This window comes from Novosphingobium mangrovisedimenti, assembly GCF_025153475.1.
GTDB classification, from domain to species: domain Bacteria; phylum Pseudomonadota; class Alphaproteobacteria; order Sphingomonadales; family Sphingomonadaceae; genus Novosphingobium; species Novosphingobium mangrovi_A.
The window spans coordinates 334,096-348,216 of record NZ_JANZXA010000002.1; the positions used below are offsets into that span (position 1 = coordinate 334,096).

Consider the following 14,121-nt stretch of genomic DNA (forward strand, 5'->3'; position numbering starts at 1 on the left):
ATTCTTCACGGCCAGCAGCCGAAGGCGGCCTACACGAACGAACCGCGACGAGAAACGGGCAAATATCAAAGCTCGAGCCGGTCTATCATCGGTTTGGTAATCAGGCAGACGCCGTTGTCGGTGCGACGGAACCGCTGTCCGTCGAGTATCGGGTCCTCGCCCACCACCAGCCCTTCGGGGATGCGAACGCCGGAATCGATGATGACCCGGCTCATGCGTGCATGGCGGCCAATGTTGCAGTAAGGCAGGATCACGGCCTCATCGACGCTGGACCAGCTGCCCATCTTCACCCCGGTGAACAGCAGCGAGCGGCGCGCCGTCGCGCCCGAAACGATGCAGTCCTGGCTGATGAGCGAAGAGATCGCCTGCCCGCGCCGGCCTTCCTCATCATGGACGAACTTGGCCGGCGCGGCGACGACCGTATCGGTCCAGATCGGCCAGTCGCGGTCGTACATGTTGAGCTTGGGAACGGTGTCGGTGAGATCGAGATTGGCCTCGAAATAGGCATCCACGGTGCCCACGTCGCGCCAGTACTCCTCGATTTCCTCCGCCGCGCGGATGCACGAGGCGGTGAAGCGGTGCGCCTGCGCCTTCCCGTGCTTGACGATATGCGGGATGATGTCGCCGCCAAAGTCCCGCTTGGAATTCGGATCGGCGGCATCGCGCCGCAGTTCCTCGAACAGGAACTCCGTGTCGAACACGTAGATGCCCATGGAGGCGAGCGCGTGATCGGGATCACCGGGAATGCACGGTGGATCGGCGGGCTTTTCCAGGAATGACGTGATGACGTCGTTTTCATCGACATGCATCACGCCAAAGCCCGTTGCATCCATGCGCGGCACGACCAGACAGCCCACCGTGACGTCCGCGCCCGAGTTGACGTGCTGCTGCAACATCAGCTCGTAGTCCATCTTGTAGATGTGATCGCCCGCCAGGATCACCATGTACTTGGGCGTATAGGCCTCGATGATGTCGATGTTCTGGTAGACCGCATCGGCCGTGCCTTCGTACCACAGCATCTCGGAAATGCGCTGGCTCGCGGGCAGGATGTCGAAGCTTTCGTTGCGCTCCGGGCGCATGAAGTTCCAGGCGCGGTTCATGTGCCGGATCAGGCTATGCGCCTTGTACTGCGTGGCGACGCCGATGCGGCGGATGCCCGAATTGATCGCGTTGGAAAGCGCGAAGTCGATGATCCGGCTCATGCCGCCGAAATAGACCGCAGGCTTGGCGCGGTTGTCGGTCAGTTCCTTCAGGCGGCTCCCGCGCCCTCCAGCCAGGACATAGGCCATGGCCTCGCGCGCAAGCGGCTGTCCGGTCGGCATCCTCATCGCAGTATCCTTCTCCTGTTCAACCCGGACTCAACCGGCATATTCGAGCATGATTGTCGCAAGTGGCGGCAGTGTGACCATGGCATGTCCATCGGCGGCCTTTACCTGCCCCAGATTGCCCTTGCCCGTCCCTCCGTAGTGAATGGAATCCGAGTTCAGGATCTCGTTCCACTTGCCGGCCAGCGGCAGCGGCAGGCGGTAGTTCGTGCGCATCGCCGGCGTCATGTTGGAGACGACGGCCACCGGGTTGACGCCCGGCCCCTTGCGCAACCAGGCAAAGACCGAATTCCCGGCATCGTCCACCACCAGCCACTCGAACCCGCCTGCTTCGCAATCGAGCGCATGGAGCGCTGGCTTGGCGCGATAGAGGCGGTTGAGATCCTTCACGAGATTGCGCACGCCCTCGTGCGCGGGGGCATCGCGCAAGTCCCAGTCGAGCGCGCGCTCTTCGCTCCATTCGCGGCGTTGTGCGAATTCCTGCCCCATGAACAGCAGCTTCTTGCCCGGATAGCCCCACATCAACGCGTAGTAGGCGCGAAGGTTCGCGAACTGCTGCCAATCGTCACCGCTCATCTTGGCGAGCAGCGAGCCCTTGCCGTGCACGACTTCGTCGTGGCTGAGCGGCAGGACGAAGTTTTCCGAGAACGCGTACATCAGCCCGAAGGTGATGTCGTCGTGGTGATAGCGCCGGTGCACGCAATCGCGGCTCATGTAGCGCAGCGTGTCGTGCATGAAGCCCATGTTCCACTTGAACCCGAAGCCCAGCGCGGAAGAGCCGCCGCGCTCATCGGCGGGCTGGGTCACGCCCGGCCAGGCGGTCGATTCCTCGGCGAAAGTGATGAAGCCGGGGTGCTGCCCGTAGACGGCGCGGTTGGTCGCGCGCAGGAATTCCACCGCTTCCCAGTTCTCGCGCCCCCCCTGGGCGTTGGGAAGCCATTCGCCTTCCTTGCGCGAATAGTCGCGGTAGAGCATCGAGGCGACCGCATCGACGCGCAGTCCGTCGACGTGATAGCGCTCGGCCCAGAACAGCGCGTTGTTGACGAGGAAGCTCTGCACCTCGCGCCGGCCGAAGTTGTAGATCAGCGTGTTCCAGTCCGGCTGATAGCCCAGCCTGGGATCCTCGTGCTCGTAGAGCGCGGTCCCGTCGAAGCGGACCAGGCCATGCTCGTCGGTCGGGAAATGGGCCGGCACCCAGTCGAGGATCACGCCGATGCCGGCACGGTGTGCCCCGTCCACGAAACGGGCGAAACCGGCCGGTTCGCCGAACCGGGAGGTCGGCGCGTAAAGGCCGGTCGTCTGATAGCCCCACGAAGGATCGTAGGGATGTTCGCTGATCGGCAGGAACTCGATATGGGTAAAACCCATCTCGACCACGTAGGGGATGAGCTGGTCGGCCAGATCGTCCCAGTTGAGGAACCAGTTCCAGCGGTCGCGCTGCCACGAGCCGGCATGGACTTCGTAGATCGAAACCGGGACCTTGCGCGGATCGACCGAGGCCCAGTGTGCGCGGTGCTTGTCATCGCCCCAGTCGAGCTTGGCCGGCACCGCCGTCATCGAGGCGTTGCTGGGACGAAGCTCGGACATGAAGGCAAAGGGATCGGCCTTGAGCGGCTGCACCACCCCGTCGGCGCCGACGATGTGATACTTATAGGCCCGATAGTCGCCGATGTCGGGAATGAATATCTCCCACACGCCGATGTCCCTGCGGTTGCGCATGACATGGCGTCGGGCATCCCAGTCGTTGAAGTCGCCAACGACGCTGACGCTGCGGGCGTTGGGCGCCCACACCGCGAAATGCACGCCGTTGCAGCCTTCGTGCTCGATAAGGTGTGCGCCCAGCTTGTCGAACAGCCGGAAGTGCGTGCCCTGCGCGATCAGCAGGTCATCGACGGGCCCGAGCACCGGCCCGAAGGTATAGGCATCGGTCACCAGCCAGTCGTGCCCGTGCGCGGTGCAGCGGTAGCGGATCGGCTGCGGCCTGCAAGGCAGGCGCCCTTCGAAAAGGAAGCGGTCGTCGATCTTGCCGAGCGTACCGAGGCGATCGCCGTCGAGGCTGAATGCCTCCACCTCGTCCGCACCGGGCAGGATCGCGCGAACGAACGTGCCGTCAGGTGCGGAATGCGTGCCGAGAAGCGCAAACGGATCTGCGTAGGTGCCTTGAAGCAGGGATTCGATGGCGCTTTCGGGTGGCTTCACAGGACCTTCCAGATATCCTTGGCATATTCGGTGATCGTGCGATCGGACGAGAACCAGCCGACATTGGCGATGTTGCGAATGGCGGCCGCGCGCCAGCCCGCCGGATCCTCCCAGCGTGCATCGACCAGCCGCTGCGCCGTGGCGTAGCTGTCGAAGTCGGCCGCGCACATGAACCAGTCGCTGTCGTAGATGCCGCCGATCAGCCCCGCATAACGGTGCGGGTCGTCGGGCGAGAACACGCCCGAGGCAATGGCCGAGAGCGCCTGCCCCAGTTCGCGCGAGCCTTCGATGACCTTGCGCGGGTTGTAGCCATGCGCGCGCTTCTCGGCGACTTCCTCGGCGGTAAGGCCGAAGATGACGATATTCTCGTCGCCCACCCGGTCCTTGATCTCGACATTGGCGCCGTCGAGCGTGCCGATGGTGAGGGCACCGTTGAGCGCGAACTTCATGTTGCCGGTGCCCGAGGCTTCCATGCCCGCGGTCGAGATCTGCTCCGACAAGTCGGCCGCGGGGATGATCCGCTCGGCATAGCTGACGTTGTAGTTGGGCACGAAGACAACCTTGAGCAGCCCGCCGACCGAAGGATCGCTGTTGACCCTTCTGGCAATGTCGTTTGCCAGTTTGATGACGAGCTTGGCATTGTGATAGCTTGGCGCCGCCTTGCCGCCGAAGATCTTCACTCGCGGCACCCAGTCGCGTTCGGGGTGGCTGCGGATCTGGTCGTAGAGCGCGACCGTCTCGATCAGGTTGAGAAGCTGGCGCTTGTATTCGTGGATGCGCTTGATCTGGACGTCGAAGAGCGCATCGGGATCGAGGCGGATGCCCATCGTCTTCTTGATATATTCGGCCAGCGCCACCTTGTTCGCGCGCTTGACCTCCTGCACCCGTTCGCCGAGCTGCGCATCGTCGGCCATTGCATTGAGATCGGTGAGCTTTTCCGCATCGTCGAGGAAAGCATCGCCGATCGCGTCGCGGATCACCCTGGTCAGGCCGGGATTGCACTGCTGCAGCCAGCGACGCGGGGTGACGCCGTTGGTCTTGTTGTTGATGCGCGTGGGATAGAGCTTGTGGAGATCGGCGAAGACCGTCTCCTTCATCAGTTCGGTGTGTAGCGCGGCCACGCCGTTGACCGAATGGGCACCGACGAAAGCGAGGTTCGCCATGCGCACACGCCGCTCGCCCCCCTCGTCGATCAGCGAGATCGCCGCGATCTGCTCGTCATCGCACCCGGCCTTGCGCGCCTCGCGAAGAATGCGGCTGTTGATCGCGTAGATGATCTGCATGTGGCGCGGCAGCAACCGTTCGAACAGCGGCAGCGGCCACGTCTCCAGCGCTTCGGGCAGCAGCGTGTGGTTGGTATAGCTGACGGTCTGCCGACAGATGTCCCAGGCCTCGTTGAATTCCAGACCCTCGCCATCGACGAGCAGGCGCATCAGCTCCGCCACCGCCACCGAAGGGTGGGTATCGTTGAGCTGGATCGCGGCCTTTTCGGGCAAGGTGCGGATATCGCCCTCGTACTGGACGTGGCGGCGCACGATGTCCTGGATCGATGCGGCGGTGAAGAAATACTCCTGGCGCAGCCGCAGTTCCTGCCCGGCGGGGCTGGAATCGGCAGGATAGAGCACGCGCACAAGGCTGTCGGCGCGCATCTGCTCTTCCAGCGCGCCCATGTGGTCGCCGGCGTTGAAGGCATCGAGCCGGATCGGGTCGAGCGGGCTGGCGGTCCACAGCCGCAAGGTATTCACCCGCTTGCCGCGCCAGCCGACGACCGGCGTATCGACCGCGGTTGCCTCGACTTCCTCGGCCGGATTCCAGATGACGCCGTCGCCTTCCGACACGACCTCGCCACCGAAACCGATGCGGTAGGAGCTTTCAAGGCGCTCGAACTCCCAGGGATTGCCGTGAGCAAGCCAGGTCTCGGGCAATTCGACCTGCCAGCCATCGTCGATGCGCTGGCGGAACATGCCGTTCACATAGCGAATGCCATAGCCGTAGGCCGGGATGTCCAGCGTCGCCAGGCTTTCCATGAAGCATGCGGCAAGACGTCCCAGGCCGCCATTGCCCAACGCGGCATCGGGTTCCAGTTCCTCGATCTCGGACAGTTCCAGGCCATGGGCGGCGAGCGCCTTTTCCATCTCGCGCGTCATGCCCATGTTGGACAGCGCATCGCGCAGCAGGCGTCCGATCAGGAACTCCATCGACAGGTAATAGACCCGCTTGCCGCCCTCGTCGTAGGTCCGCCGGGTGGATTCGATCCAGCGTTCGATGATCTGGTCGCGCAGCGCCAGAATGGACGAGGTGTACCAGTCATGCAGCTTCGCCGCGCGCTCGTCCTTGCCAACGCGGTGGCGCAGCACGCGGACGATATGCTGATCGAGTTCGGACGGAACAACGGGCTTTGGAGCGGAGACGGAATCGCTTGCCACGAGAGCACTCCTTGACAGACCGCCCCGGTCGCCTTTGCAGAGGCCCCGAACGCGGCACCGGTTATCGCCTGCACCGGGGGCGACACCCCGCTCTTCCCAATCTTCCAAGCCATGGCTAGCACAGGTCGGGAAAGCGGCAAGAGGCATTGTGCAGTGCCGCACAAATTTCGTCGCAAGGGAGAAGCGACCATGACCCGGCGTATCTTGCGCGAGGACCGCGATGGCCTCTGCACACTCACGCTCAACCGGCCCGACAAGCTCAATGCCCTCGACACCGAAACGTTCGAGGAACTCGATGCGCTCTGCGCCGAGCTCGAGGGGCAGGTGCAGAACATCGGCTGCGTGATGCTCAGGGGCAGCGGCCGGGCATTTTGCGCCGGCGCCGATATCGGCGGGATCGGAAAGGGTTTCACCGACAGCCGCTTCAAGCCGGGCGTCGTCGCGCGGCTTGCCGCCCTGCCGCAACCGGTGATCGCGGTGGTGCACGGGGTATGCTTTACCGGCGGACTGGAACTCGCGCTGGCGGCGGACGTCATCATCGCGGCCCGCTCCGCGCGCTTCGCCGATACGCACGGCAAGTGGGGGCTGGTCGGCGCCTGGGGCATGACCCAGCGCCTGCCGCGCCGAATCGGGATGAGCCAGGCCAAGCGGCTGATGTTCACGGCCCGGCCGATCGGCGCCGAGGAGGCCGCCCGGCTCGGGCTGGTCGACGTCCTTGCAGATGACGATACGCTCGCAGCCACCGCCGAGGAATTCGCCGCGCAGGTAGTGGCCAACTCCTGGCACACCAATGTCGAGACCAAGAAGCTTCTCGCCGCCACCGACGGCATGACGCTGACCGAAGGCCTCGAGTACGAATTCGACAACTACCCGGGCTTCGCGCCCGATCATGCCGAACGGCTGGCCCGTTTCAGCCGCAAGTGACGGGAGTCGCCAGTGACAGGCGCGCATTGCTCTAGGCAATGCGCGGCAGCCCGGCTAGACATGCCCCCATGCATGACCTGACAGCGTTCGACGCCGCCGCCATCCTCATCGTGCTTGCCGCCGCCCTCGGCTATCTCAACCACCGCGTGTTCCGGCTCCCCTCCACGGTCGGCCTGACGGTAATGGGTACCGTCGCCTCGCTGCTGGTGGTCGCCTACGACCGGCTGGTACCGTCGAGCACGCTGGCCGAGCAGATGGCGCGGTTCCTCAGCGACATCGATTTCTCGACGACGCTGATGGAAGGCATGCTCTCGTTCCTGCTGTTCGCAGGCGCGATGCACGTGAACTGGGCGCACATGCGCAAGGGACGCTGGCCGATCCTGATCTTCAGTACCGTCGGCGTGGTGCTTTCCACCGTGATCGTCGGCTTCCTGTTCCACACGCTGACGCAGGCACTCGGCATCGAGATCCCGCTGATCTGGTGCCTCGTGTTCGGCGCGCTGATCAGTCCTACCGACCCGGTCTCGGTGATGGCGGTGATGAAGCGCGCGGCCATGCCCGACACGCTGCAGGCCACGGTAGCGGGCGAAAGCCTGTTCAACGACGGCATCGGCGTCGTCGTTTTCGCCATCCTGATCGCCATCGCCACGGGGACCGAGGCCTTCAGCTGGTCCTTCGCGGCAAGCCATTTCGCGCAGGAGGCGCTGGGCGGTGCCGCGCTCGGCCTCGTCGTCGGCTGGATCGGCTATGTCGCGATGAAGTCCATCGACGAATATATCACCGAAGTGATGATCAGCCTGGCCGTGGTCATGGGCGGCTACAGCCTGGCCATGGGGCTGCATGTCAGCGGGCCGGTCGCCATGGCGGTCGCGGGACTGATCATCGGCAATGCCGGCATGGCCCACGCGATGAGCGACGTGACGCGGGACTATCTGGTCAAGTTCTGGGCGCTGATCGACGAAATCCTCAACGCCGTTCTGTTCCTGCTGATCGGCCTGGAAGTCATCGCGCTCGAATTCCGGCCGGCCTACATCGCGGCAGGTGCCGGCGCGATCCTGATCGTGCTCGCCGCCCGCATGATCTCGGTGGGCATTCCGCTCACCGCGATGAAGCGGATGATCGACATGGGACCGCTGGCGTTCCCGACACTCGTCTGGGGCGGACTGCGCGGCGGCATCTCGGTCGCCCTCGCGCTGGCCCTGCCGGCATCGACGATCCGCAGCGAATTGCTGGTCGCGACCTATATCGTGGTGCTCTTCGCGGTCGTAGCGCAAGGCGGCTCGATCGGCTGGCTTATCCACCGCATCCAGTCGCGCCAATCTCCTGAGCTGGATCTGGACTGATGAACGACACACCTTCCTCCACGCCGTCCGGCCCGCGATCGTCGGAGACCTCCGAACCGGACGCCGTCGGCCGCTTCAACGAGATGTGGCGCAACCGCCCGATATGGCTACGCCGCGCCGAAGCGTTCTTCCATCTCCTGCGCATCAAGTTCGCCCATGCGGTCCTGCTGCCCGAGCTGACGCCCGACCTCGCCTTCGACTTGCGCCAGACGGTGCGCAAGGAAGGGCAGCTCACCAAGGGCTATATCCTGATGTGCGCGCTTTCCGCCGGGATCGCGACGCTCGGCCTGCTGCAATCCTCCACCGCGGTCGTCATCGGCGCGATGCTCGTCTCGCCACTGATGAGCCCGATCGCAGCCCTGGGTTTCGGGTTCGCCTCGCTCGACGGACACCGTATCCGCGATGCCGTGAAAGTCGTCGCCATCGGCGCCCTGATCGGCATTCTCACCGGTGTCCTGCTGACCTGGCTTTCGCCGATCCGCAATGCGACATCCGAAATCCTCTCGCGCACCGAACCCAACCTGCTCGACCTTGCCGTCGCGCTGTTTTCGGGGATCGCCGGCGGCTATTCGACCGTGATCGGCAAGGGCGGCACGGCGATCGGCGTTGCCATCGCCACAGCCCTGATGCCGCCGCTCACCGTCATCGGATACGGCATCGGCGTGTTCCAGCCGATGTTTGCGATCGGCGCGCTGCTGCTGTTCCTGACCAACCTTGCCGCGATCACTTTCGCTTTCGCCCTGATCGCCCGCCTGTCCGGCGCGGCGCGACCGCTCGGCAAGGTCGAATGGACACCGCGCTACGTCACGATTCTGGTGGCTGCGTTCCTCGCGCTGGGCACGCCCCTGTCGATGACTCTGATGAAGCTGTCGAACGAGGCACGCATCCGCGCCGCGGCGCGCAGCGCCATCGTCGAAGCCTGTGGCGAGAAGGACGTCACTATCGCCCAGCTCGACGTGAAGACCAGCGTCTTCGGCTCGCCCACCGTCGATGCCGTGGTGATTGCCAGGAGCTACACGAGCAATGCCGCGAACCAGGCGGAAGGGCTGATCAAGCAGGCATTGGATGAAAACGTCGAAGTCCACCTCCAGCAGGTGCTCGCCGCCGACGTTCAGGCGCAGACACGCGCCATGGTGGATGCCGCCATGGAACGCACCGCCGCCGGCATCGCGGCCGACGTGCCGCCCTTCAAGACGATCCGCCGGGCCATCGGACTGCCGACGCGGTCGCTGTGGACGGACCGGGCGCAGCGCATGGTCTATGCCGAGCCGGTTCCGGCCCCGGGCTGGACGCTTGCCGATTACCGCGCGATCGAGACCAGGGCCAGCGAGGGCGTCACCGGATGGACCGTGCGCATCGTCCCCCCGGCGCAGGCAGACCTGACCGTCCTCCTGAGCGACAGCACCGGCGACAACGCAACGCCGCCGCCTGCCGATGCGATTTCGGCGGACCTCGCGCTCTGGGCGCTGGAGCGCTGGGGCATGAGCAAGGTGACTCTCTCCGGCACCGACACCGCCAGGCTCGCCGGCCTCGGAAAGCTCCTGTCCGATGCCGGCATCGAAGCCACCACCGTTGCCCCGCCGGAAAGCCCGACCACGGAGAACGGCGGCAGCAATGCCGAGAAGCCGGAGGCCCCGCCTGTCGCCGTGATCGGGATCTACACTCCAAGTCCTTCGCAGATCGCCGCCGCCAAAGCCGCCGCGGAAAAGGAAGCTGCGGCCAGGGCGAAAGCCGAAGCCCAGCAATAGGATCGAAAAAGGCCGGGGCCACTCGCTACGGACAGGCGCTGCTGGCGGGCCCCGGCCTTCTGCACTGACCTTAGCGGTCATCCTCCCAGGTGCAGTCCTTCAACTCGATACCGAGGTCCTCGATGACCTTGCGCATGCCCAGAATGTCGAAGAGCACTTCGCCCTCCTCGATCCTGCGGCGGAACTCGACTTCCTTGGCCGCGCGCGCCTCGGCACTGACCACGGCATGTTCGAGCAGGTCCCGCGGGATCACCAGCACGCCGTCGCTGTCCCCCACGATCACGTCGCCGGGCTCGACCAGCACGTTGTCGACCACGACGGGCACGTTGACCGCCGCCGGGCCCCGCTTCTTGGGGTGTTCGACCGACACGGCGGTGGACCAGACCGGATAGCCCAGCTCCCGGATCGCATCGACATCGCGCGTGGCGCCGTGGACGACCGTGCCGACAAGCCCCTTCTTCCTGGCGAAGGTACAGGCGACATCGCCCCACAGCGCGCCCTGATGACCGCCGCCATTGGTGAGCACCAGCACGTCTCCCGCCTGTGCCGTGTAGAGCGCGGCATGGATGGCGAGGTTGTCGCCGGGAAAGTTCCATGCCGTCACGGCCGGACCGCAGACTTTCTGGCCTGGTGCGATCGGCACCATCGCGGGGCTCATCAGGTACATGCGCCCCGCGATTTCACCCAGCCCCTCGTGCAGGTCGGCAATGCCGAATTTCGCGGCACGGGCGATCAGTGCCGCGTCCGGCCGGGGAACCCGGTTGTAGATGACGGATTTGAGCGGAACAGTCATGAAAGGGCCTCCGGATTGAGCAGCGTCTCGGGAACCTCGCCCCGGCTGACGGTTTCGATCACCGATGCGACATTGAGCGCCATGTCCTTCATGCCCGCCTCGGTAACGCCGGCGACGTGCGGCGAGAGCAGGCAATTGGACATGCCGAAAAGCGGGTGAGTGGCAGGTGGCGGCTCGGCTTCGAACACGTCGATGCCGGCCCCGGCGATCTGGCCGCTACGCAGCGCATCGGCCAGCGCCAGTTCGTTGACGATACCCCCGCGCGAGCAGTTCACGAGGATCGCATGCGACTGCATCATGCCGAGTTCGACAGTGTCGATCAGATCTCGTGTCCCGTCGGTCAGAGGCGTGTGGATCGAAACCACGTCGCGCCCCAGCACGCCTGCAAGATCCATCGGCTCGACGCCGGCGGCGCGGATAACCGCGTCCGGGACCATGGGATCGCAGGCCGCGACTTCGGCGCCGAAACCGGCCCCGCAGATCCTCGCCACGACCCGGGCTATGCGCCCGAAACCGATCAGGCCGACTTTCGCGCCCGTCAGGTCCCCCAGGCGGATGCCCCAGCGCTCGTCCCAGCGCTTCTCGCGCACCAATGCATCCATTTCGCGTGATCGGCGCAGCAGCGCGAGCATCATCGAGACGGCACCCTCGGCCACGGCGGTCGAGTTGTTCCCGCCCGGCGTGTTCGCGACCATCACCCCGCGCGCGGTGGCTTCGGGGATGGCGATGTTGTCGACTCCGGCCCCGTGTTTCACGATGGCCTTGAGCTGTGGCATCGCGCCGAAAATGTCCGCTCCCAGCGGGCTCGTACGGATGACGATCACAGTCGCGTCCGGCAGGCGCGGGTCCTCGCGCCATCCCGCGGGCCCGATCACGTCGTGCCCGGCAGCGATGCGCTCCATCCCGGCCGGGTGGATAGGATCGATGATGCATACGAGTTCGCGTGAACGCACGACCGCCTGCTCCCTGGATTGCGATTATGTATACTATCGGGCAAAAACCTGCTCAACGCTCCGTGAGCTCCGTGAAAGGTCTTTTCGCCGAGGTCAACTCATAATAGGGCTTCAGGCAACAAACATGTATCCGATCCGGGCCATCGCCGTCCGGGCGATCACCCCGAGGAGAGAGCAATGTTCGCTGCGCCGCCCGCCGTCATGGCCGAAGCCTTCTGCCGCATCCCAGACCGGTTCCGCCGCCATGAAACCAGCGAATGGGCACAGGTCCAGCTCCATGGTGCCAGTGCCCCGGCCTTTCTCGAAGGTCCGGTCTTCGACCGCGAAGGCAACCTGTGGGTCACCGACATTCCCTGGGGGCGCCTGTTCAGGATCGCACCGGACGGTACGTGCGACTTGGGTTTCGAATACGATGGCCAGCCCAACGGCATGAAGTTCCTCGCCGACGGGCGCCTGCTGGTGGCCGACCATCACAAGGGCATGATGATCTGCGACCCCGCGACTGGAAAGGCGGAGCCATGGTTCGACCGCTACCTGCTCGAACCGTTCCTGGGCTGCAACGACCTGACCATCGCGAAGAACGGCGACATCTGGTTCACCGACCAGGGGCAGTCGGGCTGGCACAACCCCAACGGCCGCCTGTTTCGCGTGCGCGCCGGAACCGGTAGGCTCGAACTGATGCTGGATGGCATCCCCAGCCCCAACGGCCTTGCCTTCAACAAGGCGGAGACCGCGCTGTTCCTTGCCGTGACGCGAGCCAATGCGGTATGGCGCCTGCCGCTGGTCAACGAGGGTGAAGTGATCTCCAAGGTCGGCACCTTCATCCAGATGTCCGGCGGCTCGGGCCCGGACGGCCTTACCATCGACGAGGACGACAACCTCGTCGTGTGCCATGTCGGCTTCGGCGCCGTGTGGCTGTTCAGCAATCGCGGCGAGCCGATGCTCCGCATCGACGTCCCCGAAGGCCGCTACACGACCAACGCCGCCTATGGCGGGCCGGACAACAAGTGGCTGTTCTTCACCGAATCGAGTACCAGCACTGTGTACAAGGTGGAAATGCCGGTCCCCGGCCGACCGATCTATCCGGCCAGCATATAGGTAGCCCGCAGCCTACTACCCCGCCGCCAGCCCCGCGGCCTCGATCCCGGCCAGCGCCGCCTCCTCGTCGTTGTCCGAAAGATCGCCGGTGACACCGACCGCGCCGAGCAGTACGCCCGCCCCGTCACGGATCAACACGCCGCCCGCCGCCGGGATCAGCTTGCCGCTCCAGGCAGCGGAAAGCGCGGCCATGAACTGCGGGCGATCCGCAGCCATGTCGCCAAGCTTGCGGCTCGACACGCCCATCGCAAGCGCGCCGGCAGCCTTGCCCTCGGCAATGTCCGGGCGTCCGTAGCCCGAGCCGTCCTCACGCTCTACTGCCACGAGGTGGCCACCCGCATCGAGTATGACGACCGTAAGCGGGTTGAGTCCCATGTCGCGACCCTTGGCGCGCGTGGCGGCAACGATGGCACGGGCCTGCTCCAGGCTGATCATGACTTGTCTTCTCCCGGGAAAGAATACGGCTAGTTCCTTTCGCCTAGCCGCTACCACCCCGTGCAGACAAGCCTTTATGTATACAAATCAGGCAGCCCCGCCGGCCGTGCGCTTATTCGACGGTGTCGAGCACTGTTGGCGGAAAGGGCATCGCCTCCCCCGCCGAACCGCTCAGGAGATGGCCATAGCGCACCAACGCCGTGCGCGTGCGGCGGATGTGCATGACGAGCGCGGCCTGCGCTGTCTCGATCTCGCGCTTGGCGATGGCATCGAACAGCAGCTGGTGCTCGATGTCGTGCGTGCGCCCGGCACCGCTGTTGCTGCCGCTCAGCGCCAGTTTCATGTAGGCGCGCCGGTAGCTCTGCGTGGTATCCCAGACCCGCTCGACCATCTGCGCGAGCAGCGGCGTGTTGTGCCGGCGATAGGTGATCCAGTGGAATTCCCGGCCCAGGGCAATCGCTTCGTCGACATCGGTAGCCTTCTCGTTGCGCTCCATCACGGCGCGCAGGTCGGCGATGTCCTCGTCGGTCAGGTCAGGAACGCTGTCCGCCAGCAGCAGCGGTTCGATGCGCTCGCGAATCTCGTAGGAGACCTCGAGGTCGCGACGGGTCAGGCTGGTGACGCGTGCGCCGGCATTGGCGCGCATCGTCACGAGCCCGCGCGCCTCCAGCATGCGCAAGGCATCGCGCACCGGGATACGGCTGGTTTCCAGCTCGCCGGCCAGTTCGTCCTGCTTGATCCGCGCGCCCGGCGCGAGGTCGCCCGACAGAATCCTCTCGGCGAGAATGTCGGCAACCCGCTGGCTGGCGACGGTGGACTGCTCCTTGTTCATGCGCGATCCCGTTGCTGGTATACGATCCAGCCATAACGGCTTTCG

At 65.1% G+C, this 14,121-nt stretch carries 11 protein-coding genes; 4 read left to right on the forward strand and 7 right to left on the reverse strand.

From position 1 onward, the window contains the following. Nucleotides 1-65: 65 nt before the first annotated feature. The 3 genes from glgC to NZK81_RS05100 are packed head-to-tail and all read right to left on the reverse strand — an operon-like array spanning nt 66 to nt 5,950. Nucleotides 66-1,328: a glucose-1-phosphate adenylyltransferase gene (glgC, locus tag NZK81_RS05090; protein WP_260044502.1), complete on the reverse strand. Its 1,263-nt coding sequence runs from the start codon at nt 1,326-1,328 to the stop codon at nt 66-68. A 30-nt stretch (nt 1,329-1,358) separates the two neighbouring features. Further along, entirely contained in the window at nt 1,359-3,524 is a 2,166-nt protein-coding gene (gene glgB / locus NZK81_RS05095; RefSeq protein ID WP_260044505.1) for a 1,4-alpha-glucan branching protein GlgB, read from the reverse strand. Beyond that, entirely contained in the window at nt 3,521-5,950 is a 2,430-nt protein-coding gene (locus NZK81_RS05100) for a glycogen/starch/alpha-glucan phosphorylase (protein ID WP_260044507.1), read from the reverse strand. Before NZK81_RS05100 ends, glgB begins: the two co-directional genes overlap by 4 nt. A gap of 189 nt (nt 5,951-6,139) precedes the next feature. Here NZK81_RS05100 and NZK81_RS05105 point away from each other — a divergent pair, with 189 nt between their 5' ends. From NZK81_RS05105 to NZK81_RS05115, 3 genes are all read left to right on the forward strand, one after another. Next, a complete protein-coding gene (locus NZK81_RS05105; protein WP_260044509.1) occupies nt 6,140-6,874 on the forward strand; it encodes an enoyl-CoA hydratase/isomerase family protein in 735 nt (244 codons plus the stop codon). 68 nt (nt 6,875-6,942) lie between these two features. Continuing rightward, nucleotides 6,943-8,217 carry a cation:proton antiporter gene (locus tag NZK81_RS05110; RefSeq protein WP_260044511.1) on the forward strand — a complete coding sequence of 425 codons (1,275 nt, stop codon included), beginning with the start codon at nt 6,943-6,945 and terminating at the stop codon, nt 8,215-8,217. After that, a complete protein-coding gene (locus NZK81_RS05115; RefSeq protein WP_260044513.1) occupies nt 8,217-9,965 on the forward strand; it encodes a DUF389 domain-containing protein in 1,749 nt (582 codons plus the stop codon). Before NZK81_RS05110 ends, NZK81_RS05115 begins: the two co-directional genes overlap by 1 nt. A gap of 70 nt (nt 9,966-10,035) precedes the next feature. Here NZK81_RS05115 and NZK81_RS05120 read toward each other — a convergent pair whose 3' ends face one another. Further along, nucleotides 10,036-10,758: a 4-carboxy-4-hydroxy-2-oxoadipate aldolase/oxaloacetate decarboxylase gene (locus tag NZK81_RS05120; RefSeq protein ID WP_260044515.1), complete on the reverse strand. Its 723-nt coding sequence runs from the start codon at nt 10,756-10,758 to the stop codon at nt 10,036-10,038. Beyond that, entirely contained in the window at nt 10,755-11,711 is a 957-nt protein-coding gene (locus NZK81_RS05125; RefSeq protein WP_260044516.1) for a hydroxyacid dehydrogenase, read from the reverse strand. Before NZK81_RS05125 ends, NZK81_RS05120 begins: the two co-directional genes overlap by 4 nt. A 177-nt stretch (nt 11,712-11,888) precedes the next feature. Here NZK81_RS05125 and NZK81_RS05130 point away from each other — a divergent pair, with 177 nt between their 5' ends. Continuing rightward, on the forward strand, nt 11,889-12,809 hold the full coding sequence (locus NZK81_RS05130) for an SMP-30/gluconolactonase/LRE family protein (RefSeq protein WP_260044518.1): 921 nt from the start codon (nt 11,889-11,891) through the stop codon (nt 12,807-12,809). 15 nt (nt 12,810-12,824) lie between these two features. Here NZK81_RS05130 and NZK81_RS05135 read toward each other — a convergent pair whose 3' ends face one another. After that, nucleotides 12,825-13,244 (reverse strand): GlcG/HbpS family heme-binding protein, encoded by a 420-nt coding sequence (locus tag NZK81_RS05135; RefSeq protein WP_260044520.1) that lies wholly within the window; start codon nt 13,242-13,244, stop codon nt 12,825-12,827. 112 nt (nt 13,245-13,356) lie between these two features. Then, a complete protein-coding gene (locus NZK81_RS05140; protein ID WP_260044522.1) occupies nt 13,357-14,076 on the reverse strand; it encodes a GntR family transcriptional regulator in 720 nt (239 codons plus the stop codon). Between the last annotated feature and the right edge of the window lie 45 nt (nt 14,077-14,121).

What these genes read in the sequence shown, in the direction of transcription:
- NZK81_RS05115 (WP_260044513.1), top strand. Translation starts at nt 8,217, where the DNA reads ATGAACGACACACCTTCCTCCACGCCGTCCGGCCCGCGATCGTCGGAG.
- NZK81_RS05130 (WP_260044518.1), top strand. Translation starts at nt 11,889, where the DNA reads ATGTTCGCTGCGCCGCCCGCCGTCATGGCCGAAGCCTTCTGCCGCATC.
- glgC (WP_260044502.1), bottom strand. Translation starts at nt 1,328, where the DNA reads ATGAGGATGCCGACCGGACAGCCGCTTGCGCGCGAGGCCATGGCCTAT.
- NZK81_RS05135 (WP_260044520.1), bottom strand. Translation starts at nt 13,244, where the DNA reads ATGATCAGCCTGGAGCAGGCCCGTGCCATCGTTGCCGCCACGCGCGCC.
- NZK81_RS05110 (WP_260044511.1), top strand. Translation starts at nt 6,943, where the DNA reads ATGCATGACCTGACAGCGTTCGACGCCGCCGCCATCCTCATCGTGCTT.
- NZK81_RS05120 (WP_260044515.1), bottom strand. Translation starts at nt 10,758, where the DNA reads ATGACTGTTCCGCTCAAATCCGTCATCTACAACCGGGTTCCCCGGCCG.
- NZK81_RS05105 (WP_260044509.1), top strand. Translation starts at nt 6,140, where the DNA reads ATGACCCGGCGTATCTTGCGCGAGGACCGCGATGGCCTCTGCACACTC.
- NZK81_RS05140 (WP_260044522.1), bottom strand. Translation starts at nt 14,076, where the DNA reads ATGAACAAGGAGCAGTCCACCGTCGCCAGCCAGCGGGTTGCCGACATT.